Here is a 26,804-nt window from a genome sequence, read left to right as displayed (position 1 = left end):
ACTCTGCCGGTCGGCGGTTCAGAACCGCTTCAGGTCCGCTGTCACCCGCTTAAAGTGCAATCGTGCGTTTCGATGTGCTCGGCCCGCTGACCGTCACGACCACCGAGGGGGCTCCCGTCCGGGTGCCCGACCGCAAGGTCCGCGCCCTCCTCGCGCATCTGCTCGTCCACGAGGGAAGGGCCGTCTCGACCGACCGGCTGATCGACGCCCTGTGGGGCGAGAACCTGCCCGCGAATCCGGGCAACACGCTGCAGACGCGGGTATCGCAGCTCCGCCGGGTCCTGGCCGACGCCGAGCCGGGCGGCAAGGACCTGGTCGTCACCCAGGCCCCCGGCTACCTGCTGCGCGACGGCGCGGCCGACGTCGCGGCCTTCCGCGACCTGACGGCGCGCGCCCGCGAGGGCACCGACGCCCGAACGAGGGTCGCGCTGCTCACCGAGGCCCTCGGCCTGTGGCGCGGGCAGCCCTACGCCGACGTCGCCGAGGAGCCCTTCGCCCGGGCCGTGATCTCCCGGCTCGACGAGGAGCGCCTCACCGCCCTGGAGGACAGGGCCGAGGCCCAGGTCGAACTCGGCGAGCACGACGTCGCCCGGCTCGCCCAGCTCGTCGCCGAGCATCCCTTCCGCGAACGGCTGCGCGCCTGTCACATGCACGCGCTCTACCGCTCCGGCCGGCACAGCGAAGCCCTCGACACCTACCACGACCTGCGCAAACGCCTCGCCGACGAGCTCGGTCTCGATCCGGGACCCGAGCTCGAGGCGCTGCACCAGGCGATCCTCACCCGCGACCCGGCCGTGTCTCCCACCGGGACGACCAACCTGCCGGCCGGGCTCACCCCGCTCGTCGGCCGGGACGCCCTGGTCGACGGCCTCCTCGACCGGCTCACGCACAGCCGTCTGGTCACCCTGACCGGGCCCGGCGGGGTGGGGAAGACCAGCGCCGCCCTCGAGACGGCACGGCGCGTCCAGGAGAACGCCTGGCTGGTCGAGCTGGCCTCCCTTCCTGCCAGGGCCTCGGCCGCGCGGGTCGAGGCGGCCGTCGCGGAGGTCGCGGACGTCACTTCGGGACCCGTCCTGCTCGTCCTCGACAACTGCGAGCACGTGGTCGACGCCGCCGCGGCCGTCGCCGAGCGCCTGCTCCGGGCCGCTCCCCGGCTGCGCGTCCTGGCCACCAGCAGGGAACCGCTCGGGATCTTCGGCGAGCAGACCCTGCCCGTCCCGCCGCTCGACCTGCCGCCGGGCGAGGCCACCGCGGACTACAGCGCCGTGCGGCTGTTCGCCGAGCGGGCCGCCGTCGAGGTGACACCGGGCAACGCCGCCGCGATCGGCGAGATCTGCCGCCGCCTCGACGGGCTGCCGCTCGCCCTCGAACTCGCCGCGACGCGCGTCCACGGGCTCGGCGTGCACGAACTCGCGGCCCGCCTCGACGACCGGTTCCGGATGCTCACGACGCGGCAGCAGACCCTCCACGCGGTGATCTCCTGGAGCTGGGACCTGCTGACACCCGTCGAGCGGACCGTGCTGAGCAGGCTCTCCCTCCACATGGACGCCTTCACGCTGGCGGCCGCCGAGGCGGTGTGCGCGTCCGGGGAGATCCCCGGGCATGACGTCGCCGACGCCCTCGCCCGGCTGGTCGACCGGTCGCTCGTGGTCCGGCTGGAGGGGATGGCGCGGTACCGGCTGCTGGAGACCGTCCGGGCGTTCTGCCTGGAACGGCTCGCGCCCGAGATCGAGGAGACCCGGAGCCGGTACGCCGCCTACTACCAGGGCCTCTCCCAGCGCTCCGAGCCCCGCCTCTACGGCTACGGGGAGCTGTTCTCGCACGTCGGCGCCATCTACCGGCAGGGTCCGGTCGAGGCGCCGCGGCCGGAGATCAGCGGGGCCGTCCAGCACGCGGTCTCGGCGGACGGCACGCCGATCGCCTTCCAGCAGTGGGGCGAAGGGCCGCCGGTCGTCCTCGTCGCGAACACGATGAACGACCGCCGCGCCCTCGCCCCGCTGGCCAGGAGGCTCGCCCGGAGCTTCACCGCGATCGTCTACGACCGGCGCGGCCGGGGCGGCAGCGGCGACACTCCCCCGTACGCGGTGGAACGGGAGATCGAGGACCTCGCGGCGGTCGCCGGCCGGTTCGGCGGTCCGGTGGCGGGGTTCGGGGTGACCTCGGGGGCGGTCCTGCTCGCCGAGGCGGCCGCGCGGGGCGTCCCGTTCGGGCGGCTCGTGCTGGTCGAGCCGCCGCTCATCCTGCCCGGCACCCGGGAGCCCGTCCCCGCCGACATGATCGGGCGGCTGGACCGGCTGATCGCCGAGGGACGCAGGGGCGACGCGGTCGAGCTCTTCCTGACCCTGAACGTCCAGATGGCCCCCGAGGTCCTCGCGCCGATGCGCAGCGCTCCCCGCTGGCAGGAACTGGAGGCCGTCGCCCACACCATCAGGTACGACCTGGCCCTGCTCGGCGACTACGGCCTGCCCGGGCGCTGGGCCACCGAGATCGTCCAGCCGGTGCTCGTCCTCGCCGGAGAGGTCAGCCTGGCCTGGCGGCGCGCCACCGCCGAGGCGGTCGCCGCGCTGCTCCCGGCGGCGCGGCTGCTGACCATGAGCGGCCAGCCGCACGACCCCCACCCGGACCTTCTCGCACCGATCCTCGAGGAGTTCCTGCTGGAATGATGACGATCACCGGAGGTGCGGCATGGACGGATGGCACGGGCCCGCGGCCTGGGAGGACGGCCCGGCGCGTCCCGGGCCGGCGGAGCGGGTGGCGGTGCTGTCGGACGTCCACGGGAACGTCCCCGCGCTGGACGCCGTGCTCGCGGAGCCCGACGTGGCGGAAGCCGATCTCGTCGTGTTCAACGGCGACCTGCTGTGGGGTCCCGAACCGCAGGAGACCTGGGAGCGGGTCGCGGCCCTCGGCCACCGGGCGGTGTGGCTGCGCGGCAACTCCGAGCGCTATCTCGCCACCGGCGCGCCGCCCGCGCCCGGCGAGCGGGAGACCTGGATGCCCGGACGCCTCGCCCCGGTGGCCCTCGCCGCCACGCGCGGAATCCCCTTCAGCGCCGTCGTCGAGATCGCCGGGCTCGGGCCGGTGTTCCTCTGCCACGGCTCGCCGCGCAGCGACCACGAGTGCGTGACCCACGCGACCCCGCGGGAGCGGTTCGCGGAGCTGGCCGAGGGCCTCACCGAACCGGTCCTCGTCACCGGGCACACCCATCTCCGGTTCGACCGGACGGTCGCGGGGCGGCGCAGCGTCAATCCGGGGAGCGTCGGGCTGCCCTTCCACCGGGGCGAGCCGGGGACGGCCTGCTGGGCTTTGCTCGGCCCCGGCGTCATGCTCCGAACCACGCGCTACGACGTCGGGGAGTCGGTCGCACGGGCCCGGCGGGCGGGCGATCCGGGCGCCGAACGCTACGTCGCGACGCTGCTCGGACCCCCCGATCCCGAGCGGATCGTCGCCGACGCCGAGGGACGCGTGTTCGCCGACTGACCCGAAGGACGGACGGGGAAACTTGGGCTTCTGCGAAAAATCTTGGTGAAAGTGCGTAATCGAGGGTGTTTTTCGGCGTCTCTTCGGCACGTCTAGTGGAGGAGACCCCAATGCCCGACCTCAACCAGGTGGTGACCTTTCCCGTGCGCCGGATCGAGCTCGGGTTCGGTTTCGAACAGGCGGCCCGGATCGCCGAAGCCCTCCGCCCCCATGTCCCGGGGATCGCGCTGGAGGCGGTCCGCCGGATCGAGAAGGAGCTGCCGGACTTCGTGCGCCCCCACGACCCCCGCTACTCCGAGGGGCTCGGCCTGAGCGTGGAGTACGCGATCGGGCACTTCCTCGACCTGATGGCCGACCCCGGGATCGGCTCGGCCGACGTCCTGGCGTTCTGGCGGGAGATCGGCGCGGGCGAGGCCCGAGAGGGACGGCCGCTCGACTCCTGGCACACCGCCACGAGGATCGGCGCGGGCGTGGCCGTCGAGCGGCTGACCGAGCGGGCCGAGGAGCTCGGCTACCGGCCCGGCTCCGCCAACGTCGCCGCGATCGCCAACGCCGTGTTCGGCTACCTCAACCAGCTCGCGGTCGTGGTCGCCGAGGGCCACGCCGACGTCGAGGCACGGGCCGCGGGCCTGACCAAGGACCTCCGGCAGAACCTGGTCGACCGGCTGCTGTCCGACCCGGTGCCCGACCCCCGCGACCTCAAGGGGGCGGCCCGCGAGGCCGGCTGGGCGCTGCCGCGCACCGTGGCGGCCGTCCCCCTGCACGAGCGCGGCCCCGAGACCCGCCGCCCGGCCCTGCCGCCGGACGTGCTGCTCGGCCTGCACCTGCCCGACGCCTGCCTGATCGTCCCCGACCCGGAGGGACCCGGCCGCGCCCAGCTCCTGGAGCAGCAGCTCCGGGACTGGACCGTTGCGATCGGGCCGACGGTCGAGATCTCCGAGCTGGGCACGTCGCTGCGGTGGGCCCGGCGGGCGCTGGCGCTGGCCGACGAGGGCCTGATCGACGGGGCCAAGCCGATCATCGCCGAGCGGCACATGCCGATGATCGTCCTGATGCGGGACCGGGACCTGGTGGAACGGGTCATCGAGCGGCGGCTGGCCCCGCTGCTGGCCGTCCGGTCGCAGCAGCGCTACCGGCTCGCCGAGACGCTGCTGACCGCGCTCGAGTGCGGCTTCAACGCCACCGAGGTCGCGGGACGGCTGCACCTGCACGCCCAGACCGTCCGGTACCGGATCCGGCGGCTCGAGGAACTGTTCGGCTCGACCCTCCAAGCCACCAGCGGACGCCTGGAGCTGCACATGGTGCTCCAGGCGTGGCTCGCCCTCAACCAGGAGCCGGCCGTCTCCGAGCTCAGAACGGGGTGAGCCTCCGCCGGCGGGACTGTCCGGCGGGGCTATCCCGCGGGCTGGACCGCCCATCCCTGCGCGGCCATCCCCGCGAAGGACGTCGGTTTCAGCTCGGGCGGCTGAAGGCCCGACCAGTCGGCCTGGAGATAGAAGCCGTCGTCGCCGTTGACCAGCCGGGTCACCCCCGGCTGGAACTGGACCAGCTTCCACACCTGCTCGGGGCCGCCGGTGCACGCCGCGGTGACCACGCTGAAGGCGGCGCCGCCCTCCCACGGGACGCCCGCCTTCTTCCCTCCCCGGCTGAGGCACTGGCCGTTGCCCGCGCTGAGCAGGGTGAACCCGCCCGCGACCTCGGTGCGCTGCCAGGTGGTCCCGGTGCCGGAGCAGCCCCGCTGGACGATCGCGGTGCCGTCCGGGGCGAGGCAGGTGCCGAGCGTGGAGTTGCGGACCCGGAACGGCGCCCCGGCGACGGTGTTCCGCTTCGGCGTCTTCGACTTCTGGGGCTTCGGCTTCGCCGCCGACGAACCCTCCGAAGGCCCGGCCGAGGGCGTCCGGACGGGGGTCGCGGACGGCTCCCCGGGTGTGGTGCCGGGCTGCGCGGGAGCGGTAGCGGACGGGACGGCCAGCGGGGGCGCGGTCCGCTGCGGCCGCTCCGGGTCGTCCCCGATCTGCACGAACATGACGCCGAGGACCAGCGCGCCGATCGCCGCCGACCCGGCCGACACCGCCAGGCCGGGGAAGGCCGGCCCGGCCGGGCCGAGCGGCGGCAGCGGGATCCGGGGCGCGCCCAGCAGGACCAGCCCGAGAGGCAGGCCGCGCCGCAGGCGCCCGTTGAGATCGGTCATCTCCACCGACGCCCGGCGGCACCGGTCGCAGGTCTTCAGATGCTCGCGCAGGGCCCGGCCACGCCGCCGGCCGGGACGGCGCACCGCCGCGGCGAGCTGCGCGGTGAACTCGGCGCAGTCGGGATGGCCCTCGCAGCTCGCCGCCAGGAACGCCTGCCGGAGGCCCTCCCGTGCCCGGAACGAGAGCTGGGCGACCGCGCCCGCCTCCAGGCCGAGATGCTCGGCGACCTTCTGGGCGGGCTCCTCCTCGATGACCGTGTGCCACAGGACGGTCTGCCAGCGCTCGGGCAGCGACCGGAAGGCCCGTACGAGAGCGTCCTGCTCGTCGAGGTCGGGGACCTCGTCCTCGGGGGAGTCCGCCCACTGGGCGACCTCGTCGGTCACCACGGTGCGGCGGCCGTCCCTGGCCCAGTCGACGGCGGCGTTCCGGACGACCGTGTAGAGGTAGGGCCGGTAGCCCTCCTGCGGGCCGAGGCCCTTGCGCAGGGCGAGGAGGGTTCTGGCGAACGCCTCGCTCGTCAGGTCCTCGGCCGTGTGCTGGTCGCGGACCAGCCCCCGGGCGTAGCCCAGCACCGCCGCGTGATGCCGCTGGAACAGCTCACCCGCCGCCCGTTCGTCTCCCGCCCGTGACGCCGCTACGAGATCGGCGTCCGACGCGGTACCCACACCGGTAGCCACCCGGACATCCAACCTAAGGCGCGCGTCTCACCACAAGGCTCCTCGCGCACAGGATCGGCGCCCTGCGTTCAGTGTTTCCGCACCACGCGCTCGGCCTCGCCCGGAGTCCAGATCGTGACGTCCATGTGCTCGCCGCCGACCTCGACGGCCGAGGCCCCGGTCAGGACCGCGCCGTAGAACGGCTGGAACTCCTCGCCGCGCAGGTCGAGCCCGATGTCGGCGAACAGGTCCTCGGCGAAGCGCTGGTGCAGGTCACGGTCCCTGACGTCCTCGACGGTCCCGAACAGCTTCGCGTCGCCTTCGGAGACCCGGGTGTCGACGGTCGCGGTGTGCAGGCAGAACCGCGGGTCCCGGCCGAGATCGCGGAACTTGGTGGTGCCGGGCATCCCGACGATCCACAGCCGGTCCTCGAAGATCCGGGGCTCGACCGGGCTGATCCGAGGGGACCCGTCGGCGCGCAGCGTGCCCAGCATGCACAGCTTCCCCGTGGCCGTGTGCCGCCGCTCGAAGATCTCCGCGACGCGCGGCGCCGCCTCCCTGAATTCCTTCCAGCTCCTCATCCTCGCGACGCTACGCCGCCCCACCGACAGAACGTCCCTGGGCGCGCAGCCACGCGTCCGCCTTGGCCGGATCATGGAAGCGGTGCACGTCCAGGTGGGCGAAGCGCGGATCGGCGACCCGGAGGGCGAGCTCGGCCCTGCGGCGCCCGTGCTGCGTCCACGACCACCGGACGGGATGCTCGTGGCTGAGCCACGAGCGCCAGGTCTCGCGGTTCCCGCCGAAGATCCGCTCCCTGCGGGCGGAGCGGAGCAGCGACCTGCGCAGGACGCGCGGCATGATCACACGGCGCGGGTAGTCGAGCCAGACGATGGTGTCGGCGCGCTCCCAGAGCAGGTCGCGGACCTCGGGATAGCCGGGCGAGTCGATGATCCAGCCGGGTCGCTCCGTCAGCCGGCCGACGTCCGCGACGAGCGTCGCGTTGACCGCCCAGTCCGGGCCGGTGAAGTACAGGGCGTCCATCTCGTGGTAGCGCAGGCCGAGCCGGGCGCCCAGGGCCGCCGCCAGGGTCGACTTGCCCGCGCCTGTCACACCGACCACGAGAATGCTCCTCATCGCGGCACCCTAACAAGGCGGGCCGCAGCGAAGATCAGCGGCGGGCGGCGCGGCGCTCCTCGGCCAGCTCGATCAGGTTGGCGGACATGCTCGCGAACAGGCTGAGCTGGCGGCGGAGCGAGGCGCTGTAGGGGAGGTCGGCCTGGTGGCCCGCGACGGCCAGCACGCCGCGGGTGGCCTCGCCGGTGTCGAGGGGGAGCAGGAGGATCGGGCCCGGGGGCAGGCCCGTGTCGGCGAACCCGCCGGTGGTGCGCGAGGTCGAGCCCGCGACCCGGGAGGCGATGGCGCGCCGGGAGGAGAAGACCCGGCCCAGCACGGAGGAGCTGGAGCGGACCGTCATGCCGAGGACCCGGTCGGCGTCCGCGCCCACGGCCAGCCCCACGGTCAGGGTGTTGACGGCCGTGCCGGGGAGCGCGATGAAGACCAGCCGGGCGGCGGCGATCTCGCGTGCCCCCTCGGCGACGCGGGTGAGCGCGTCGTTCAGGTCGATGCCCTTGACGAGGGCGGCCATGAGGTCGAAGGAGGCCGTGATCCGGTCGACGGCGGAGCCGTTGATGGCGCCTTCGCCCCGATAAGTCCCGTTCAGCGGCCAGTTGATGGCGAATGCTTCGGTCTCGGTCATACGCCGACCCGTCCCGGCCCGTCATCGGGCCGATGCACCAAGCTTCCGGGGCGACGCCGGCCCAGTGCCCGCGTACAAGGACTCCTCGGTACTGGTGACTATACGCGCGACGGCCCCGTCGTGGGGGGTCTGGCTCCGCGGATCCCACCTGCTCCACCGCAAATTCGATCTTGATTTCGGCGCGGGGACGCGACTTCCGGCGGGTTCCGCCGGGCCGGGCATTGACGTGAAGTAATGTTCAACTTGCAGGGTGGGGGCATGACCTTCACCGAAGCGGAACTGCGCTACCTCGCCTCCCAGCGGCTGGGACGGCTCGCCACCCTCGCCCACGACGGGACCCTCCAGAACAACCCGGTCGGCTTCGAGGTGAACACCGATCTCGGCGTGATCGACATCGGCGGCTGGAACATGGGCCTGAGCCGCAAGTGGAAGAACGTCGGAGAGCATCCCGAGGTCTCGATCGTGATCGACGACCTGGCGTCCGTTCAGCCCTGGGCCGTCCGGGGGATCGAGATCCGCGGCCGGGCCGAGGGCGTCACCGGGGTCGAGCGCGCGCCGGGCTCGCACCTGTCGGGCGAGCTGATCAGGATCCATCCGCACCGCATCCTGACCTGGGGGCTCGACGGCCAGCCCGAGGACATGAAGAGGCGCTGGATCAGGCGGTGACCGCACCTTCGACATTCACATATGTGAAAACTGATCTCTCTTGTGAACATGGAGCACGGCTGCAAGAATCGGGGCATTCGGCGCCATAGGAGGCCGCGATGTCCCTGAACAGCCATGACCCGCGCACCGGGGCGATCCTCGGCGAGCCGGTGGCCGAGGCGGACGAGGCCCGGGTCGCCGCCGTGGTCGAGGCCGCGGCCGCTGCCGGGACCGCCTGGCGCGCCGTCCCCGCCCGGGAGCGCGCCGCGGTGCTCGACGCCGTCGCCGCCGCCCTGGACGCCCACGCCGACGAGCTCTGGCGGGCGGCCGATGAGGAGACCGCGCTCGGCGAGACCCGGTTGCGCGGCGAGATCGCCCGCTCCAGCGGGCAGTTCCGGCTGTTCGCCCGGGTCCTGCTGGACGGCGGCTACGCCGAGGCCGTCATCGACCACGCCGACGGCACCCGGCCCGACCTGCGGCGGATGAACCGTCCGCTGCCCGGCGTCGTCGGCGTCTTCGCCGCGAGCAACTTCCCCTTCGCCTTCTCCGTGGCGGGCGGCGACACCGCTTCCGCGCTCGCGGCGGGCGCCCCCGTCGTGGTCAAGGCCCATCCGGGCCATCCGCGCCTGTCCGAGCTGACCGCGCGGATCATCGGCGCGGCCCTGCCCGATCCGGCGCTGCTCGGGCTGGTCCACGGCGCCGAGGCGGGACGGACCCTCGTCCGTCATCCGGCCGTCGCCGCCGTCGGTTTCACCGGCTCGATCGGCGGCGGCAAGGCGATCAAGGCCCTGATCGACGCCCGCGAGACCCCGATCCCGTTCTACGGCGAACTCGGCAGCGTCAATCCCGTCGTCATCCTCCCCTCGGCGGACCGCGACGGTCTCGCCGAGGGCTTCGCCGCCTCCCTGACGCTCGGCGTCGGCCAGTTCTGCACCAATCCGGGGCTGCTGTTCCTCCCCGCCGACGACGCCCTGCTCACGGCCGTCGCCGAGGCCGTCGGGGCCACCACGGGCGGGGCGATGCTCACCGAGCGGATCAGGGACGGCTACCTCGGCGGGCTCAAGGCCAAGGACGGCCTCGCGGTCCTGGCCGAGGGCGCCCCCGGCGAGGGCCCGTGGGCGGCGGCCCCCACGGTCTTCGGCACCGATCTCGCCGCCTTCACCGCGCTCCTGCCGGGCATCGCCGAGGAGACCTTCGGCCCCTCCGCCGTGGTCGTCACCTACACCGATCCGGCCGAGCTGCCCGCGGTCCTCGCCCGGCTGGCGGGCTCGCTGACCGCGACCGTCCATGCAGGCGACCCGGCCGAGGCCGCCGCCGTCACCGAGGTCCTCGCCCGCACCGCGGGCCGCCTCATCTGGAACTCCTGGCCGACCGGCGTGGCCGTGACCTGGGCCCAGCACCACGGCGGCCCCTGGCCCTCCAGCACCGCCCCCGCCCACACCTCGGTCGGCGCCGCCGCCCTCCGCCGCTGGCTCGCCCCGGTCGCCTACCAGGACTGGCCCGAAGCCCTCCTCCCGCCCGAACTCCACGACGCCAACCCGCTGGGAGTCCCCCAGCGGGTCGACGGTGCCTCATGAGGAGCTAGGGCCTGTCTGCCTAGTTCACCTGGCGGGTGTGGCCCTCCCAGTAGGGGGCGCGGAGCTTGAACTTCTGGATCTTGCCGGTGGCGGTCCGGGGGAGCTCGTCCAGGAACTCGATCCGCTTCGGGCACTTGTAGCCGGCCAGCTCGGTGCGGCAGTGCGCGATCAGGTCGTCGGCCGACAGCTCCGTGCCGTCCGTGACGACCAGGGCCGTCACCAGCTCGCCCCACCGGGCGTCGGGGATGCCGATGACCGCGGCCTCCCGGACGGCCGGATGGGAGATCAGCGTGTCCTCCACCTCGATCGAGGAGACGTTCTCGCCGCCGCTGATGATGACGTCCTTCTTGCGGTCGGAGATCGTCAGATAGCCGTCGGAGAGGGTGCCGCCGTCGCCGGTGTGGAACCAGTTCCCCTCCTGGGCGGCGGCGGTGGCGTCCGGATCGTCCCAGTAGCCGGCCAGGTTGTGGTTCGAGCGGGCCAGCACCTCGCCGTCCTCGGCGACCTCCAGCCGGACTCCCAGGGCGGGGGCTCCCGCGCGGCTCAGCAGGCGGGCACGCTCGCGGCCGTCCAGGTCGTCCCACTCGCTGCGGTGCTGGTTGACCGTCAGGACCGGTGAGGTCTCGGTGAGGCCGTAGATCTGCTGGAACTCCCAGCCGAGGACCTCGTGGACCTGCTGGATCGTGCTCGTGGGCGGCGGGGCCCCGGCGACGACGATCCTGACCCGGCCGCGGCCGGGGATCGGCCCGTCCCAGGTCCTCGCGGCGTCGAGCGCGGCCGTCACGACGGCGGGGGCGGCGCACATGAGCGTCACCCCGTGTTCCTCGACCCGGCGCAGGATCTCGGCGCCGTCGACCTTGCGCAGCACGATGTGACGGCCGCCGAGCCCCGTCACCGCGTACGGCATGCCCCAGCCGTTGGCGTGGAACATCGGCAGGGTGTGCAGCAGGACGTCGTCGGCGTTGACGCCCATGTGCAGGGCGAACACGACCGCGTTCAGCCACAGGTTGCGGTGGGTGAGCTGGACGCCCTTGGGCCGCGCGGTCGTCCCCGAGGTGTAGTTGATGGTCGCGGTGGCGTTCTCCTCGCCCGTCCACGCGGCGGGCTCGCCCTCCCCGCCGAAGATCGCGTCGTCGCTCTCGCCCAGCACGAACACGTGCTTGGCGGTGACGGTGTCCAGCAGATGCCGCAGCTCGGGATCGACGAGCAGCACCTCGGCGCCCGAATGCTCCACGATGTACCTGACCTCGGCGGGAGCCAGCCGGAAGTTCACCGGCACCAGCACCCGGCCCCAGCCGGAGACGCCGAAGAACGACACCAGCAGCCGCGCCGCGTTGTGCGAGACGATCGCGACCCGGCCGCCGAGCGGCACGCCGAGGGCGTCGAGGGCGGCGGCCTGCCCGCGCGCCAGCCTCGCCATCTCGCGGTAGGTCAGGCTCCCCCACGCGGCCGCGGGCTGGTCGGGCTCGTCGACGACGGCGACCCGGTCGGGATAGACCAGCTCGGCCCGGTCGAGGAAATCGCGCACACCCAGATCGAAGAACACGGCGTCCCTTTCATCGCGAAGGCACTCACGAACGTAACTCCTGATCGGCCGCCCCGACACCCCCCGACGCGGCCCAGACGGCCATCGCCAGGGTGATGCGGGCGGCGGCGCTGACCCACAGCATCAGCCCGAGCATGGCCAGCGCCATCCCGTAGAGCGGATCGGCGAAGGCGTGCTTGAGCAGCAGCAGCCCGCCGACCGTCAGCACGGCCAGGCACACCCCCGCCAGCAGGGCCGCGTGGCGGACGGGCCGGGTCAGCGGGGCCCGGCCGAGCCGGTGGTAGAGGCCGGAGCAGAGCAGCGCCGACCACAGGATCGTCAGCGCCCCGGCGAGGATCTGGCAGGGGACCGAAACCCAGTACGAGAGGTCATGGCCCAGCGCCCGCAGGTAGCGGTAGGGGCCCGGCGTGGTGAAGATGCCCAGTGCCACCATCACGACCAGGGCCGCGACGATGACCAGCAGGATCGCGATGTCGCGCACGAACCTGACCGGGTAGGGGCTCTTCTTGATCGGGACGTCCCAGATGCCGCGCAGGGCCCGCCGGTAGGCGTCGACCCAGAGCCGTCCGGCGTACAGGACCCCGGTGACGCCGAGGGTGCCGACGACCGCGCGGGCCGTCGCTGAGGCCTGGGACTTCAGGAAGGTCGTGCCGAGGTCGGCGTCGACCCCGAGGCTCTGGTCGAGGCTCTCGTTGAGGCGCGCCAGCGCTTCGGGGCTGTGCGCGACGATCTGCGCGGCCAGCGCGTACAGCAGCGCCAGCAGCGGGAAGACCGTGATGATCCCGAAGTAGGTCACCGAGCCCGCGACGTGCTGCATCCCGCGCGAGTAGTAGTCGGTGTAGGCCCGGATGATCGTGCCGATGCCCGGCAATTCCAGGACCCGCGCGTGCCAGCGACCATACGTTTTACGGATATTACTGAGGGTAACGGACATTTATGCGCTACCAGGTCAAGGATCGGATCATCGCCATCGGGGACGACTCGTGGATCGAGGACGAGCAGGGGCGGAACGCCTTCCTGCTCGACGGCAAGGCCCTGCGGCTGCGGCAGACCTACGAGCTCAGGGAGTCGGACGGCCGGACCCTGTTCGTGATCAAGAAGAAGGTCGTCGCCGTCCGCGAGACGATGATCGTGGAACGGGACGGCGACACCGTCGCGAGCGTCCACAAGAAGATCCTCCATCTGATCCACGACCGTTTCGCGATCGAGCTGCACGACGGCACCGAGTGGACCGCGAAGGGCGACTTCCTGGACAAGGAGTACGAGATCGAAGGGGAGCGCGGCAGGATCGCCTCCATCAGCCGCAAGTGGCTGAGACTCCGCGACACCTACACCGTCGACATCCCCGACGATCTCGACCACTCCCTGGTCCTGGCCGTCTCGGTGGCGATCGACAACCTCGCCGAGATCGGCCGGGACCACTGACCGTCAGGCCGCGTGAAGGCCGGTCAGGACGTCGAGGCCTGCGCGAGCTCGCGCAGGTGCGCCTCCTGCTCCTCGCTCAGCGAGGTCTTGATGATCGTGCCGCCGTACTCGGCGATCTGCGGGACGACCTTGTCCGGCGTGCTCTGGACGATCAGCAGGAACAGGACGGCACCGCCCGGCTGGAGCGAGGCGCCCAGGTCCTTCATGAACCGGTCGTCGACGCCGTAGTCGGTCATCGCGCCGCCGAGCGCGCCACCACCGGCGCCCATGGCCATGCCCAGCAGCGGCATGAAGAAGATCATGCCGATGAGGCCGCCCCAGACCGCGCCCCACGCGGCTCCGGACCCGGTGGTGCTGCGGGCCTGGTGGAGCTTGATCTTCCCGTCCTGCCGCTTCTCGACGACGGCCGCGTCCTCGAGCTTGATGAGGTTCTCGCGCTGGAGCCCCATCAGCCTGTCGCGCACCTGATTGGCCGTGTACACGTCCGGATAAGCGATGGCGACCAGAGTACTCATGTGTCTTCCCCCCGAAAGATCGACTGTCTCGCGCCTCCTACCCACTCCCCCCACCAAAGATCACCGCGCTGACCCAACCTTTGCCCCGCGGCCGGGAGCTACGGGGGGAGTCTCGGGCGGGGTGCGTGCGCGAGATCGTGACTCCGGGGATCTGTCGCCGTTCACCGGCCCTGTGCGACGCTGTGCGGCATGGCCGTGGAGCTGACCGAGGACGAGCGGATCGTCCTGGATTTCCATCCGCACTGGACGACGCTGCTGAGGTCGATCCTCATGCTGGTGTTCATCGCGGTCGCGGCCGGCGCGATCATCTTCTTCGTGCCGGACTGGGACATGCGGACACAGATCAGGCTGGGCGTGGCCGCGGCGGCGCTCGTGGTCGCGCTGGCCTTCTCGCTGGTGCCGTTCCTGCGCTGGTTCTTCACCCGCTACATCCTGACGACGCACCGTCTCGTCATCCGCGTCGGGATCTTCTCCCGCACCGGCCGTGACATCCCCCTGAACCGCGTCAACGACGCCCAGTTCTCCCACAACCTGATCCAGCGCTTGCTCGGCAGCGGCACCCTGACCGTCGAGTCCGGCGGGGAGAACGGCCAGCTCGTCCTCCGCAACATCCCCCGCGTCGAGACCGTCCAGCGGGACATGTACGAGCTCATCAACGAGCCCCGCGCCCCCCGCCCTCCGGCCTGAGCCCGCCCTCGTCCGCTCCGTCAGTCGGGGAGATGGGGGACGGTGACGCCCTGGTCGCGGCCCAGGAGGACCGCGCGGGTGATGGCGGTGGAGCCGAAGCGGTCCTTGACGCGGTCGAGGGTGGTGTCGGGCGCTGCCGGAGTCAGGGGCAGGGAGAGCTGGACGGCGCCGTCGTCGGACAGGTTGCCCAGGGCCAGGCCCAGGAGGGTGAGGCCGCGGTCGGCCACCAGCAGGGCGGCTTCGCGGCGGAGGTGGCGGGCCGCGTCGAGGATCGGCTGGGTCTCGGCGGTGGGCTGGGCGAAGCTGTGTGAGCGGGTGGCCTTGGTGTAGTCGGCGAAGCGCAGGCGCAGGGTGACCGTGCGGCAGAGGCGGTGGGCCGAGCGGAGCCGCCGGGTCAGCCGGTCGACGAGGCCGAGCAGCATCGCGTCGAGTTCCGCCTCGCCGCGATCCCTGCGGCCCAGCGCTCGCTGGGCGCCCATCGAGCGGCGGCGCACTCCGGTGCGGACCACGCGAGGGTCGCGGTTGTGGGCGAGCGCGTGCAGATGGAGCCCGGTGGATCTGCCGAGGATCGCCGCCAGCGAGGCCTCGGGCACGGCGGCGACCTCTCCGACGGTGGTGATCCCGTAGCGCTTCAGGCGGTCGGCCGTCACCGGGCCGACTCCCCACAGGCGGCCGACGGGGAGGGGGTGCAGGAAGGCGGTCTCCTGGGCCGGCTCGACGACGAGCAGGCCGTCGGGCTTGGCGACCCCGCTGGCGACCTTGGCGAGGAACTTGGTCCTGGCGACGCCCACCGTGATCGGCAGGCCGACCTCTTCGAGGACCCGCCGACGCAGTCTCTCGGCGATCTCGCGCGGCTCGCCGGAGATCTCGCGCAAGCCCCCGACATCGAGGAACGCCTCGTCGATCGAGAGGCCCTCGACCAGCGGGGTCGTGTCCCTGAACACCTCGAACACGGCCTTGCTCGCCGCCGAGTAGGCCTCCATCCGCGGCGGGACGACCCTCGCCTGCGGGCACAGCGCCCTGGCCCGGCCTCCGCTCATCGCCGTCCGAACCCCGAACGCCCGCGCCTCGTAGCTGGCCGCCAGCACGACCCCACCACCGACGATCACGGGACGGCCGCGCAGCCGCCTGTCGTCGCGCTGCTCGACCGAAGCGTAGAACGCGTCGAGGTCGGCGTGCAGAATCGTCGCACCCTTCATACGAACACATGTTCGCATAGGGCCCGAGGCTCGGCCACCCCGCCCCCGGTCCGGCTTCGAAGGAGGCCCTGGTCACAGATTGCTCGGCTGACGGGAGACGGCCGGGCGCAGGGCCTTCCAACGGGACGGTTCGAGCATCCGCGAACGCCCCGCGAGCCGGTGCAGCGCCGCCTCCGCGGCCTTCGACCAGGGCGCGCCGCTGTAGCCGATGCAGGCGACCACCCCGGTGCGCGGCTCCCAAACGAGCTGGGCGTTGCCGCCCTGGGCCGTGGTGATGGCCGCGAGCCTCCCCCGCACCCGGCCGGAAGCGCTGATCCCGCCCGTGAACAGCCGGTCCTCGAATCCGCCGCACGCCATGACGGTCGTGTAGACGAGGCCGTCTCCCAGCGCCTTCGCCTCCCCGAGCCCCGCGGCTCCGTATCTGCTCTCGTTGACGACCGGCGGGAAGTAGGGCTGCGGCGGCCGGGCGGCGAATCCGGCGGGCAGTTCCTCCTCCCGGACGCGCGGTACCCCGTCCTCGACGCCCGTTGCCTCGGCCAGCATGACGAGCTCGTCGTCCGCCAGGTCTCCCCGGACGGTCGCCCAGTCGCCGGAGATCGCCCACTGGAGGCAGCCGGGCGAGAGGTGCCCGACCACCCCGGGGCGCCGGATGTTCTCGGGCAGCATGGAGCCGGGCACCGGGTAGGTGATGACCGCGCTCCGCCGGCCGAGCCCTCCACCGCGGCTCGCCCGGACGACCTGGGTCCACGCGCCGCCATGCGCCACCACGTCGACGAGCCGCCGGAACGCGCCCGCCCGGTCTCCGCCCCCGCCCGGCCGCACGAGCACCAGGCCCGGCGGCTGGAGCAGCGCGATCCCCGTACCCGGGTTCCCTTTGCCCGGCATCGCCTCCCCCGGCCACGGCAGCTCGCTCCGCGGAATCCCCCCGGTCGGAAGCGGAGACTCCGAAGGCCGCACCGGCGAGGGACCATCAGTCGCGGGACCATCGGGTGCGGATCGCACGGGCTGGGCCCGCGCGGACGAGCTCGCCCCCGGCGGCCCGGACGACCCCGCCGATCTCAGCCGGGGGATGCCGAGCACCGCGCCCCCGGCCAGCACCGCCGCTCCCCCGAGCAGCAGCCCTCGCCGCGACGGAGGCCTCTCCGGCCCTCCGCTGAGGATCTCCGCCATCGCGCCCCGCCCTTCCTCGTCCTCCTCCTCTCCTACACCGCCCGCCCCCGATCGGTTCCGGAGAGGCCGCAGCGGTGGAAGAGGAGGTCTCGCACCTCGTTCCTCATGTGCTCAGGGCCATCACCCGATCGCCTCGGGTGACGCCTGTGCGGCGATGTCGTAACCGTCTCCGCCCGGAACACGAATGATCTTCCACTTCCCGGCCGCTTGCGCTATATCTCACAGGTGGTAAAGATCTTCCGCCTTCTGGCGGCGCCTTTCGTCGCCCTCACCCTGGTGCTCACGGCCTCCGGCGCCCCGGCGCGAGCGGAGGAGACCGACGCCCAGCTCGCCACCGACTGGCAGAACGCGTGGAACTTCTACAAGTTCTACCAATGCGTCACCTCGCCCCTCCCCTGGACGGGCCGCGGCACCCAGACGCGCGACATCGCCATCGACATCACCGCCCCGGCCGCCCGGGTCTTCTCCGTCTACTCCGACTTCCGCAACCACCTCGGCCTCGGCGGATTCCTGCGCCGGGTGGCGATCCACTCCGACACCACCGCCGCCGACGGGGTCCGGACCGTCAACTCGACCGCGATCGAGGACGTCCCCACCCTCGACGGGCTGCCCCCGCTGAGCATCAAGACCCATGCCCAGCAGCGGCTGCACGCCTCGGAGCTGTACTTCGAGACCGACTCCTGGACGCTCCCGAACGTCGTCACCCACCAGAAGATCGTCTTCACCGATCTGGGCGGCGGCGTCACCCGCGTCTCCGAGCACCTGGTCTTCGAGGCCAACCTGCTCCTGATCGACTACACCGCCGCCAACGGCGTCGCCTCCCACCAGGCCACCCAGGCGGGCCTGAAGAACGCCATCGAGAGCGGCGCCCTCTAGATCACCTAGTCCCTGAGATGCGCTGACTTGAGGGACATGTGCAGGGCCAGCCGATCGGGCCCCGAGTCGAGGTCGAGGCCGGTGAGCTGCTCGATGCGGTGCAGCCGGTAGTAGAGGGTCTGGCGGTGGATCGTCAGGGCCTCGGCGGTGCGCTGGGCGTGGCCGGCCTCGTCCAGGTAGGTCTCGGCGGTGCCGCGCAGCACCTCGTTGCCGAGCAGCGGCACGACCCGGGGGTCGACGGCGTCGGTCAGCAGCCGGTAGGGGCCGAGCTCGTCCCAGTGGGTGATCCGCGCGAAACCCGGCACCCGCGCCGCGACCCGCCGGGCCGTCCTGGCCTGCTCCACGGCCTCCCTGACATGGGCGAGCCCCCGCCAGGACGCGCTGATCCCGACCGGCCCCTCCAGCCGTCCGGCCAGGTCGGGGGTGACGGTGAGGATCACGTCGCGATGGGCGATCACCCCCTGCGGCGGGCTTCCCGAGGCGACGATCACGACATAGCGGCCGTCGGCGACGGGATGCCCGGCGAGCAGCCGTTCGGCCTCCTCCCGCTCGGCGGGCTCGTCCGACAACAGCCCCGCCAGCGCCCTCGACGGCCGCACCGCCAGCCGGGCGGCGGCCTCGGCGGCGAGCTCCATGGCCTCGGCCAGCCGCGGATCACCCGGCGGGATCGCGCCCCCGTCGAGCAGCCAGAGATAGGCGTAGGTGACGCCACGGTGCCGGGCGGGCAGGCAGAGCCGCTCCAGGATCCCCGACGCCGGATCGGCCGGGGTGCGGACCGGACCGGCCGCCCTGGCGATCCCGAAGGACTCGAACCACGCCCTGACCTCGGCGGACGATCCGCGCCGCAGGATCGACCCGGCCCTGACCGGATCCAGCTCGCCCTCGTGGGCGGCGAACGCGATCAGCCGGAAGTCCCGGTCCTCGAGCGTGGCCGGGGCCTCCAGCAGCGCCGACACGGCGTCCACCAGGCCCTGCACATCCCCTTCATACACATGTACGAGTATCTCCTGACGCCTGTCGATGGTGACGGGCGGAGGCCCGCCCTAACGTCGAAGCCGTACGACGTCCAAGGAGGTGCCCCGAATGCTCGGTCCCGTGCTGCTCACCGCTTCGCGCAGCGAGACGATGCGCAAGATCGTCGGCTCGACGCCGATCACCCGCCCGGTGGTGGACCGGTTCGTGGCCGGAGAGACCCTCCCCGACGCGCTGACGGCCGTCCGGTCCCTGGCCGGCGACGGCATCGAGGTCACCCTCGACCACCTCGGCGAGGACATCACCTCCCCCGCGCAGGCCCACGCCTCGCGCGACGCCTATCTCCGGTTGCTCGAGGCGCTCAACGGCGAGGGCCTCGGCACCCGGGCCGAGGTGTCGGTGAAGCTGTCGGCGTTCGGGCAGGCGCTCGACGAGGACCTGGCCCTGTCCGGGGCCCGGGCGGTGTGCGAGGCGGCCGAGGCCGCAGGGACGACCGTCACGCTCGACATGGAGGACCACACCACGGTCGACTCCACCCTCGGCATCCTCGACGAGCTGCGCCGCGACTTCCCCCGCACGGGCGCCGTCCTGCAGTCCTACCTCTTCCGCACCGAGGACGACGCCCGGCGGCTGGCGGTCAAGGGCTCGCGGGTCCGGCTGGTGAAGGGCGCCTACAAGGAGCCCGCCTCCGTCGCCTTCCAGGACAAGACCGAGGTCGACCTGGCCTACGTGCGCTGTCTGAAGATCCTCATGGCGGGCGAGGGCTACCCGATGATCGGCTCGCACGACCCGCGGCTGATCGCCATCGCCGAGGACCTGGCCGCGCGGTACGGCCGCGAGAAGGGCTCCTTCGAGTTCCAGATGCTCTACGGCATCCGCACGGACGAGCAGCTCAGGCTGGCCGCGCAGGGCCACCGGGTCCGCGCCTACATCCCCTACGGCGCCGACTGGTACGGCTACTTCATGCGGCGGCTGGCCGAGCGCCCCGCCAACCTGACCTTCTTCCTCCGCTCCCTCATCTGACGCTCCCTCGCCTGACGCGCCTTCATCCGAGGCTCACCCGTCCGACGCGACCCGCAGCCGCTTCAGGGCGATCAGCGGATAGATCAGGACCGACAGCATCCCGGCGGCGATCATGGCCGCCGCGATGCTCGGCTTCAGGTCGCCCGAGTCGACGCCGATCCCGGTGATCACGACGACCAGCGGCAGCGCCGACGAGGCGAACAGGGCGAGCGGGACGCGCCGGGGATCGTCCCGGTTGAGGAGATGGGTCGGCGCCCCGCGCACGAGCAGGAACAGCACGAGGACGACCGGGATCGTCAGCAGCGTGACCGGCTCGTCGATCAAGGCCTCCAGGTCGAACTTCACCCCGCTCATCACGAAGAAGAACGGGATCAGGAAGCCGTAGCCGATGCCGTCGAGCTTGGACTCGATGGTCTCGACCACCTCCTCACCGGCCGCGCTGATCGCCAGCCGGATGATGATGCCCGCCGAGAAGGCGCCCAGCAGGACGTCCAGGCCGAACGCGTCGGCGATCCACAGCATCACCACGACCAGCAGCATCACCAGCCGGACCGCGAGCTGCGCGCTGGTCCCGAGGGTCTCGACGATCATCCGTGAGATCTTCGGCGGCCGGGGTCTCATCGCCGCCCACGCCCCGAGCAGGGCGATGACCGCGAAGAGGACGATCAGGACGATCGTCCTGACCGGATGGTCGTCGGTCAGCAGGATCGCCACCGCGAGGATCGGCCCGAACTCGCCGAGCGCCCCCACGGCCAGCACGCGCGCCCCGAACCCCGTCGGCAGCAGCCCGGCGTCGCGGACCATCGGCAGGGTCGTGCCGAGGGCGGTGGTGGTCAGGGCCAGCCCGACGACCAGCCCGCTGAACGTGGCCCCGCGCAGCAGCAGCCCGGCCCCGAGGCCCAGGGCGAGCGAGACGGCCCAGCCCTGGACGGCCCGTTTCAGCGGGCTCCCCTTGACCCGCTGGAAGTCGATCTCGTAGCCGGCGAGGAACATCAGCATCGCCAGGCCGAAGTCGGAGATCGCGTCGACGACGGTGCCCTGGGCGGCCCAGCCGAGCAGGGCGGGCCCGATGAGGATGCCGAGCAGGATCTCCAGCACGACCGACGGGATCCTGATCCACCGCTGGACGCCGTCGGCCAGGAGCGGGGCGAGCGCCGCCGCCGCCGTGATCGCCACGAAGGTCCCCAGGACGGGATCGGTCATGCCCATCAAGATCCCCAGGCGGGCGTTCCCGACACGGCCGCTACGGTTTCTTTGCCCCAGGCCGCCCCGGCGCTCGCCCGCCGGACCGAAGTACAGCGTCACCGTGCCCATCGAGCGGTGGCACGGTGACGCCGAGTGAAACCAACCGGGTGAAACCAACCGGGTGAAGCTAAAGCGACTTGACCCGGTCCACGAAGGACCGGAACTCCGGCCGGGCGAAGACGAGCTTCGCGCCGTCGGGGTTCTTGCTGTCGCGAAGGGCGACATGGTCGCGTGCCGACGGGCCCGAGCCCACTTCCACGCACGCGCCGTTCTGCGCGCTTCGGCTGCTCTTCCGCCAGGAGAGTCGGGAGTATTCCAGCATTCTGAACCACCCGCTTTCTTTTGAGAATTGCCGCCCCGCGTTCAGCGCGCTTCTGCCGCGATCCGTTCGATGAGTTCCGTCGATTGGTCCGGAGACAGCGCGACAGCACGCAGGTGTTCGTAGATCTCAGTGTACTCAATGAGATCTTCGGGCTCCTCCAGATAGAGGCTCCCACGGCGGAACTGAAGGTACACGACCGAAGGATCTGCCTGCTCAGGGAACCCCAAAATGTGGAAGAAGCCGTCCACCCCGGCGTGCGCACCCGCTGAGAACGGAAGAACCTGAAGAGTGATGTTCCGAGGTCGCGACAGCTCCACAAGGTGGTCCAACTGCGCTTTCATGACGATGGGTCCCCCCACCTCCCGGCGCAGTGCCGCTTCATTGAGAATTACCCACAGCTTGGGCGCATCTGGACCAGTCAGCCTTTCCTGACGTTTTAGTCTTACCTCCACCCTGCGGTCATGTTCCCTACCGCTCAACTCGGGCAAAGAGGGATCAATACGTAGAAGAGACCGGTAGTAGCTCTCGGTCTGCAGCAGCCCCGTGATCAGCTCGGGCTCGTAGATCCGGAGATCCGACGCCTCCTCCTCCAGGCCGACATAGGTCTCGAACCAGGCCGGGATCCCGGTGCCGGGCCTCTGCCACCACCCGCGCAGCCGTGACTCCCTGGCGAGGGTCACCAGGACTTCGGAGTGCTCATCGGAAACGCCGTAGTACATGCACAGCGCCCGGATGTCGTTGACGCGCGGAGCGTGCGAGGCCTGCTCGATCCGGTAGACGGTCGTCCGGCCGACGTCCGAGCCCCTGGCCACCTCGTCGAGGTTGACCGCGCGGGCCGCCCTCAGCTTGCGCATCTCCGCAGCGAGCCTTCTGCGGCGGACTGTCGGGCTGGTCCGGGCTGTGGCCATCTCGACCCCTCTGCACGTCTTGGCACGATCAACTTTGGAATATTCCACGGAAGAGCTTTACATGACGGCATGTTGCGGCTCACACTCAGAGCGTAGCGACGCCGACACGCCGTGGTACGGAAATCCGGGGGGGATGGCCGGCCGCGCGCGCTCCGACCACCTGGGGGGTATCGGGCGATGACAGTGATCCCATGCTGACCGCCGCGCGCACGGTTCTGCCCGGCCGCCCGGAGCAGGTGCGCACCGCGCGCCGCTGGCTGACGCACTGGCTCGGCGAGGACCACCCCGCCACCTACGCCGCCGTCCAGCTCCTGTCGGAGACCTTCGGCAACAGCGTCACCTACGCCAGGCCGGGCGGCGCCATCGAGCTGCTCGCCGAGCGCGGCGACGCCTCCGTCCGCGTCGAGATCATCGACGCGGGCGGCGAGAACGACCCCTGCTTGGGCAAGGACCCGGCCGACGACGCCGAGTCCGGGCGCGGCCTGTTCATCCTCGACTTCCTCGCCAAGGACTGGGGCTGGGAGCGCCTGCCCGACGGCCGCCTCCGCTTCTGGTACACGGTGGCCTTCTAGCCCGGACATGATCTCTCCCGTCCGGGCCACGGGCGTCAGGCGGGCTCGGCCGCCGTGATCAGGCCGCCGGTGCGCCAGCTGGTGTACCGCGGTTCCCAGCCGAGCGAGCGGGCCTTGGCGTTGGAGGCCGGACGCCCGGTGGCGGCGGCGTGCCGTCCCGCACGCGGCTCGGGGCCGCCCAGCGCCTCGGCGTAGAGCGGAAGCCACTCGTTGGAGGTGGCGGGCTCGTCGTCGACGATGTTCACCACGCCCGGCTCCCAGTCGAGTGCGGCGACCGCGGCGGCGGCCGCGTCGTCGACGTGCACGAACGAGGTCCACGCGGGCGAGGTGTTCAGCTCCCCCGCCTGGACGCGCGCCGCGATGGCGCCGCCAGGGGCGTACCAGGTGCCGGGCCCGTAGAGCGCTCCATAACGCAGGACGATCCCGCGCGGCATGTCCGCGACGGCCTCCTCCAGCGCCGCCACCCCCTTGTACGGGGGCAGGGTGCCGTCCAGCGCGTCGGACTCGACGGCGGGGGCCTCGCCCTTGACGTAGAGCCACGCGATCGACTGGGCGATCATGGTCTGGACGCCCGCCGAGTGCGCGGCCTCGACCAGGTTGCGGGTTCCGTCGATGCGGAGCAGGCCGTTGGCCGCGAAGTCCTCCGCCGACAGGTCGGTGAGCTGGTGAATGATCACGTCGGGCTTCTCGGCCTTGACCGCCTTGCGCAGGCGCCTGGCGTCGAGGACGTCCACGACGACCGGGTGGGCGCCGAGCTCCTCCAGCAGGCCCGCCTTGGCGCGCCGCCGGGTCGTGCCGGAGACTTCATGTCCGGCCGCGACGAGCCGCGGCACCAGGGAACGACCGACCACACCGGTGGCGCCGGCAACGAGGATCTTCATCGGGGGGACCTCCATCCACGGACAAGTTATCCGGTCTCGGCCGTCTCGGGCGACCGCGGGGTACCGGCGCGGCGCAGACGGAATGCCACGAAGAGGCTCAGAAGGCCCAGGCCGCTGAGGATTCCGAGCGTCAGCGGCAGCGCCGAAGAACTCAGGACCGACGCGCCGAGGGCCGCGTAGCCGAGGGTCGTGGGGATCGCGCCGAGCGCGCTCCCCGCCATGAAATCGCGGAAGCGGGTCGCCGAGGTGCCGAACGCGTACGACACCAGGCCGTACGGCGCGACGGGCAGCAGCCGCAGGCTCAGCACGCCGAGCACGCCGTGGGCGCCGAGCCAGCCGTCGAGGCGGGCCAGCCGCACCGCGATCCGGCCCTCACCCGCGAGCCGCTCCTCGAGGAACTCCCGCCCGAGAACCCGCCCGGCCGCGAACGCCGTGGCCGCACCGAGCAGCGCACCGACCAGCACGTAGAACGCGCCCGGTCCGAGGCCGAACAGCACCCCTCCGACGAACGCCAGCGCGGTGCGCGGGAACAGCGCGAGGGTCAGCAGCCAGGTACCGGCGACCGCGAGCACCGGCCCGAAAGCACCGGCACCGGCGACGAAATCGGTGATCACTTCGCGATCGGGCATGAGGAACAGCGCCGCCGGGGCCGCGACCGCCGCGACGGCGACGAGCGACCCGAACCGCACCCAGGACCCTCTCATGGTGTTTGCAGGGTACCCGGCGATCCCCTAATGGCGGCGTAACGTCACGCCGGGCCGTCAGACTGGATCCATGAGAGACGGATCGGTGACCCGGGCCGAGCTGATGGCCGGATACGGCCTCGGCCGCTCGACGCTGGAAAAGTGGTACCGGGAACGGGCTCTAACGGGCCATCCGGAACCCGACGGCTCCCGAGGCCGCGAGCTCACCTGGGACGCCGCCGCCTGGCACGCCTGGTACTCCTCCCGCGAGGAGGGCGCCCCCGCGGGCCTCGCCTCCCGCGACCGGCTGGCCGAGCTCTCCGGGCTGAGCAGGCACGCGCTGAAATCCCTCTGGGCCGACCGGGAGTCCAACGGGCATCCCGAGCCCGCCGAACGCCGCGGCAAGGCCCTGTACTGGGACCCGGACGCCTGGACGGCCTGGCACGCGTCCCTGGCCGCCCCGGCGGAGAAGGACCTGCTCACGCTCGCGGAGGCGGGCCGGCTGCTCGGTCTCGCGCCGAGCAGCGTCACGGTGTACGCCTCGCGGCCGCCGAAGGGCTGGCCCGAGCCGGTCGGGGAGGTCGCCCTGGGCGGCGGTCGGGTCCGCCGCCTCTACCGGCGCGCCGACGTGCTCGCCTACGCGGCCTCCAGGGGCTGATCCGCCGTCCGGCCGGGGGATCCGAGGTCCCTGCGGGCGGTCTCGGGGAGCTTCCACAGGATCGGCAGGATGGCCACGGCCACCAGCAGCACGAGCAGGCCGGGGAACAGCTCCCAGCCGGTCAGGCTGATCATCTGCTCGGCCACGTAGGGGGCGAGACCGCCGAAGGCCGCCGTCGCGAGGGTGTAGCCGAGGGCCAGCCCGGACAGGCGTCCGGCCGTCGCGAACTGCTCCGGGACGGTCGCGGCCGCCGCCGCGGAGAAGGCCCCGGCCCCCGCGCCGAGCACGAGGGCGCCGGTCACCGCGTGGAAGGTCGTCCCGGCGGCCATGAAGGCGAACATCGACAGCGGCACCAGCACGAAGAAGACCGTCAGGCCGATCAGGGTCGGACGGCGTCCGATCCGGTCCGACAGCAGCCCCACCAGCGGCGTCACCGCGATCACGACCACCGCGGCGATCGTGGAGACGGTCAGGGCCGCCGAGTCGGAGAACCCGCCGACCGAGGTCAGGTAGGTCGGCACGTAGGTCACGCCCACGTAGTAGGTGACCGAGCCGAGCGCGGAGATCGCGAAGGTCCGCAGCAGGGCCTTGCGCTGCTTGCCCACGACGTCCTTGAGCGGGTTCTTCGGCAGCTCGCCCTTGGCCCTGGCCTCGGCGAAGACCGGCGTCTCCTCCATCGAGGAGCGCATGACGAGCGTTCCGAAGGCGAGCGCGGCCCCGAAGAAGAACGGGATCCGCCAGCCCCAGGAGTCGACCGAGGCCTGGGGCAGCCACCAGACGACCAGCGCGCTGATCCCGGCGGCGAGCAGCGCCCCGACCTCGCTGGCCGCCGAGGCGAGGCTGGCCACGAAGCCGCGGCGGCGCGGCCTGACCGACTCCACCAGGAAGACCAGAACCCCGGAGTACTCTCCGCCGACCGAGAAGCCCATCACGCACCGCACGAGGAACATCAGGACCCCGGCGAGCGCCCCGACCTCGGCGTAGGTCGGCAGCAGGGCCGTGACGAGCATCGCCAGGGCCATGATCGTCATGGAGACGAGCAGGACCCTGCGGCGGCCGATCCGGTCGCCGTAGTGGCCGAAGACCGCCGCGCCGACCGGGCGCATGACGTAGGAGACGGCGAAGACGGCCAGGGTCGCCAGGGTCGCGTTCTTCTCGCCGCCGAAGAAGACCCGCGCCAGCACGGGCGCCAGGTAGAGGTAGAGCGTGAAGTCGTACCACTCGACGATGGTCGAGAAGGCGGCCACCACCATCGATCTGCGATTGTCCACGACCGCCCGCCTCCTGTCGGTGACTCAGAGTTGATCCAACCCTACGTAATGTCACCCTTCGTGATGAGGAGGGGCCCTGGTCAGGCGGCCAGGGAGTAGCGCGGGGCGGTGCGGCGGGCGAGCCAGGCGCAGAAGAGGGCCAGCGGGAGCTCGGCGCAGACCGCGAGGAGGACCGCCGCGGTCCGGCCGGGACCCGGTGCGGCGGTGAGGACGTCGAACCAGGCGTCGACGAAGGCCAGCGTGGCGGTCGCGGTGGCCGCCAGCGGCAGCCGGGGATCCCCGCGCCGGGCGGTCCAGGCGAGGGCGGCCAGCGAGGCCGCGATCATCAGATCGAAGCCGCCCCAGGCGATCGACCAGTGGTGGGCGACGGTCGTGGCGGGCAGGCGCGAGCTCAGCACGACCGCCCACGGGACGAGCGCCACGGCGCCCGCGGCGGCGGCACGGGAGAGCGGACGGGAGTTCCGGACGGGATTCATGCGATCAGGGTCGCCCCCTGCCGGCCCCGGGCGCAGTCACGCGGGCTGCCCGGCCGGGGTGGTGCCAGCACC

Annotated in this window: 28 protein-coding genes; 11 read left to right on the top strand and 17 right to left on the bottom strand. The window is 72.2% G+C overall.

Annotated features, from left to right (window positions below; translation table 11 throughout):
- Positions 1-62 precede the first annotated feature (62 nt).
- From ABD785_RS22340 to ABD785_RS22330, 3 genes are all read left to right on the top strand, one after another.
- Entirely contained in the window at positions 63-2,663 is a 2,601-nt protein-coding gene (locus ABD785_RS22340; protein WP_344831496.1) for an AfsR/SARP family transcriptional regulator, read from the top strand.
- A gap of 22 nt (positions 2,664-2,685) precedes the next feature.
- Positions 2,686-3,477: a metallophosphoesterase family protein gene (locus ABD785_RS22335; RefSeq protein WP_344831494.1), complete on the top strand. Its 792-nt coding sequence runs from the start codon at positions 2,686-2,688 to the stop codon at positions 3,475-3,477.
- Between the two features lie 110 nt (positions 3,478-3,587).
- Positions 3,588-4,841, top strand: coding sequence for a PucR family transcriptional regulator (locus tag ABD785_RS22330; protein WP_344831493.1), 1,254 nt, complete (start codon positions 3,588-3,590; stop codon positions 4,839-4,841).
- Between the two features lie 29 nt (positions 4,842-4,870).
- On the opposite strand, the gene ABD785_RS22325 is transcribed toward ABD785_RS22330, so the two are convergent.
- From ABD785_RS22325 to ABD785_RS22310, 4 genes are all read right to left on the bottom strand, one after another.
- Positions 4,871-6,346 (bottom strand): sigma-70 family RNA polymerase sigma factor, encoded by a 1,476-nt coding sequence (locus tag ABD785_RS22325; protein WP_344831491.1) that lies wholly within the window; start codon positions 6,344-6,346, stop codon positions 4,871-4,873.
- Positions 6,347-6,414: 68 nt separating this feature from the next.
- Complete coding sequence (locus ABD785_RS22320) at positions 6,415-6,906, bottom strand: pyridoxamine 5'-phosphate oxidase family protein (protein ID WP_344831489.1); 492 nt, start codon at positions 6,904-6,906, stop codon at positions 6,415-6,417.
- A 10-nt stretch (positions 6,907-6,916) separates the two neighbouring features.
- Entirely contained in the window at positions 6,917-7,459 is a 543-nt protein-coding gene (locus tag ABD785_RS22315) for a P-loop NTPase family protein (RefSeq protein WP_344831486.1), read from the bottom strand.
- Positions 7,460-7,493: 34 nt separating this feature from the next.
- Positions 7,494-8,081, bottom strand: coding sequence for a GAF domain-containing protein (locus ABD785_RS22310; RefSeq protein WP_344831484.1), 588 nt, complete (start codon positions 8,079-8,081; stop codon positions 7,494-7,496).
- A 258-nt stretch (positions 8,082-8,339) separates the two neighbouring features.
- On the opposite strand from ABD785_RS22310, the gene ABD785_RS22305 reads away from it, so the two are divergent.
- Together ABD785_RS22305 and ABD785_RS22300 are read left to right on the top strand one after the other, a co-directional pair.
- A complete protein-coding gene (locus ABD785_RS22305) occupies positions 8,340-8,747 on the top strand; it encodes a PPOX class F420-dependent oxidoreductase (protein ID WP_344831482.1) in 408 nt (135 codons plus the stop codon).
- Between the two features lie 98 nt (positions 8,748-8,845).
- Positions 8,846-10,303, top strand: coding sequence for an aldehyde dehydrogenase family protein (locus ABD785_RS22300; RefSeq protein ID WP_344831481.1), 1,458 nt, complete (start codon positions 8,846-8,848; stop codon positions 10,301-10,303).
- 19 nt (positions 10,304-10,322) lie between these two features.
- Here the strand turns inward: ABD785_RS22300 and ABD785_RS22295 are convergent, their stop codons facing one another.
- Both ABD785_RS22295 and ABD785_RS22290 read right to left on the bottom strand, forming a co-directional pair.
- Positions 10,323-11,849: an AMP-binding protein gene (locus ABD785_RS22295; protein ID WP_344831479.1), complete on the bottom strand. Its 1,527-nt coding sequence runs from the start codon at positions 11,847-11,849 to the stop codon at positions 10,323-10,325.
- Positions 11,850-11,874: 25 nt separating this feature from the next.
- A complete protein-coding gene (locus ABD785_RS22290; protein WP_344831477.1) occupies positions 11,875-12,720 on the bottom strand; it encodes a YhjD/YihY/BrkB family envelope integrity protein in 846 nt (281 codons plus the stop codon).
- Between the two features lie 65 nt (positions 12,721-12,785).
- Between ABD785_RS22290 and ABD785_RS22285 the strand changes: the two genes are divergently transcribed.
- The gene (locus tag ABD785_RS22285; protein ID WP_344831475.1) at positions 12,786-13,274 is read left to right on the top strand and encodes an LURP-one-related/scramblase family protein; all 489 of its coding nucleotides are present in this window, start codon (positions 12,786-12,788) and stop codon (positions 13,272-13,274) included.
- Between the two features lie 23 nt (positions 13,275-13,297).
- Here ABD785_RS22285 and ABD785_RS22280 read toward each other — a convergent pair whose 3' ends face one another.
- Positions 13,298-13,789, bottom strand: coding sequence for a DUF1269 domain-containing protein (locus ABD785_RS22280; RefSeq protein ID WP_344831473.1), 492 nt, complete (start codon positions 13,787-13,789; stop codon positions 13,298-13,300).
- A 189-nt stretch (positions 13,790-13,978) separates the two neighbouring features.
- On the opposite strand from ABD785_RS22280, the gene ABD785_RS22275 reads away from it, so the two are divergent.
- The gene (locus ABD785_RS22275; RefSeq protein ID WP_344831472.1) at positions 13,979-14,476 is read left to right on the top strand and encodes a PH domain-containing protein; all 498 of its coding nucleotides are present in this window, start codon (positions 13,979-13,981) and stop codon (positions 14,474-14,476) included.
- Positions 14,477-14,496: 20 nt separating this feature from the next.
- Here ABD785_RS22275 and dinB read toward each other — a convergent pair whose 3' ends face one another.
- Positions 14,497-15,675 (bottom strand): DNA polymerase IV, encoded by a 1,179-nt coding sequence (gene dinB, locus ABD785_RS22270; protein WP_344831470.1) that lies wholly within the window; start codon positions 15,673-15,675, stop codon positions 14,497-14,499.
- A 72-nt stretch (positions 15,676-15,747) separates the two neighbouring features.
- Complete coding sequence (locus tag ABD785_RS22265; RefSeq protein WP_344831467.1) at positions 15,748-16,560, bottom strand: hypothetical protein; 813 nt, start codon at positions 16,558-16,560, stop codon at positions 15,748-15,750.
- Between the two features lie 510 nt (positions 16,561-17,070).
- Between ABD785_RS22265 and ABD785_RS22260 the strand changes: the two genes are divergently transcribed.
- Positions 17,071-17,721 (top strand): hypothetical protein, encoded by a 651-nt coding sequence (locus tag ABD785_RS22260; RefSeq protein WP_344831465.1) that lies wholly within the window; start codon positions 17,071-17,073, stop codon positions 17,719-17,721.
- 5 nt (positions 17,722-17,726) lie between these two features.
- On the opposite strand, the gene ABD785_RS22255 is transcribed toward ABD785_RS22260, so the two are convergent.
- On the bottom strand, positions 17,727-18,713 hold the full coding sequence (locus ABD785_RS22255; RefSeq protein WP_344831462.1) for a PucR family transcriptional regulator: 987 nt from the start codon (positions 18,711-18,713) through the stop codon (positions 17,727-17,729).
- Positions 18,714-18,804: 91 nt separating this feature from the next.
- Between ABD785_RS22255 and ABD785_RS22250 the strand changes: the two genes are divergently transcribed.
- Positions 18,805-19,716 (top strand): proline dehydrogenase family protein, encoded by a 912-nt coding sequence (locus ABD785_RS22250; protein ID WP_344831460.1) that lies wholly within the window; start codon positions 18,805-18,807, stop codon positions 19,714-19,716.
- 33 nt (positions 19,717-19,749) lie between these two features.
- Here ABD785_RS22250 and ABD785_RS22245 read toward each other — a convergent pair whose 3' ends face one another.
- From ABD785_RS22245 to ABD785_RS22235, 3 genes are all read right to left on the bottom strand, one after another.
- On the bottom strand, positions 19,750-20,919 hold the full coding sequence (locus ABD785_RS22245; protein ID WP_344831458.1) for a cation:proton antiporter: 1,170 nt from the start codon (positions 20,917-20,919) through the stop codon (positions 19,750-19,752).
- Between the two features lie 169 nt (positions 20,920-21,088).
- Complete coding sequence (locus ABD785_RS22240; RefSeq protein WP_344831455.1) at positions 21,089-21,283, bottom strand: DUF397 domain-containing protein; 195 nt, start codon at positions 21,281-21,283, stop codon at positions 21,089-21,091.
- A 41-nt stretch (positions 21,284-21,324) separates the two neighbouring features.
- Positions 21,325-22,191, bottom strand: coding sequence for a helix-turn-helix domain-containing protein (locus ABD785_RS22235; protein ID WP_344831453.1), 867 nt, complete (start codon positions 22,189-22,191; stop codon positions 21,325-21,327).
- 191 nt (positions 22,192-22,382) lie between these two features.
- Here ABD785_RS22235 and ABD785_RS22230 point away from each other — a divergent pair, with 191 nt between their 5' ends.
- A complete protein-coding gene (locus ABD785_RS22230; RefSeq protein WP_344831451.1) occupies positions 22,383-22,763 on the top strand; it encodes an ATP-binding protein in 381 nt (126 codons plus the stop codon).
- A 35-nt stretch (positions 22,764-22,798) separates the two neighbouring features.
- Here ABD785_RS22230 and ABD785_RS22225 read toward each other — a convergent pair whose 3' ends face one another.
- Together ABD785_RS22225 and ABD785_RS22220 are read right to left on the bottom strand one after the other, a co-directional pair.
- Complete coding sequence (locus ABD785_RS22225; protein ID WP_344831449.1) at positions 22,799-23,644, bottom strand: NAD-dependent epimerase/dehydratase family protein; 846 nt, start codon at positions 23,642-23,644, stop codon at positions 22,799-22,801.
- Between the two features lie 26 nt (positions 23,645-23,670).
- On the bottom strand, positions 23,671-24,348 hold the full coding sequence (locus tag ABD785_RS22220) for a TVP38/TMEM64 family protein (protein WP_344831447.1): 678 nt from the start codon (positions 24,346-24,348) through the stop codon (positions 23,671-23,673).
- A gap of 70 nt (positions 24,349-24,418) precedes the next feature.
- On the opposite strand from ABD785_RS22220, the gene ABD785_RS22215 reads away from it, so the two are divergent.
- Positions 24,419-24,985: a hypothetical protein gene (locus ABD785_RS22215; protein ID WP_344831445.1), complete on the top strand. Its 567-nt coding sequence runs from the start codon at positions 24,419-24,421 to the stop codon at positions 24,983-24,985.
- Here ABD785_RS22215 and ABD785_RS22210 read toward each other — a convergent pair.
- Complete coding sequence (locus ABD785_RS22210) at positions 24,964-26,256, bottom strand: MFS transporter (RefSeq protein WP_344831443.1); 1,293 nt, start codon at positions 26,254-26,256, stop codon at positions 24,964-24,966. The genes ABD785_RS22215 and ABD785_RS22210 overlap by 22 nt on opposite strands.
- 80 nt (positions 26,257-26,336) lie before the next feature.
- The gene (locus ABD785_RS22205) at positions 26,337-26,732 is read right to left on the bottom strand and encodes a hypothetical protein (protein ID WP_344831441.1); all 396 of its coding nucleotides are present in this window, start codon (positions 26,730-26,732) and stop codon (positions 26,337-26,339) included.
- Positions 26,733-26,804 lie beyond the last annotated feature (72 nt).

It is taken from the genome of Actinocorallia longicatena, assembly GCF_039534125.1.
GTDB lineage: Bacteria > Actinomycetota > Actinomycetes > Streptosporangiales > Streptosporangiaceae > Actinocorallia > Actinocorallia longicatena.
This window is presented reverse-complemented; position numbering and strand designations above follow the sequence as displayed.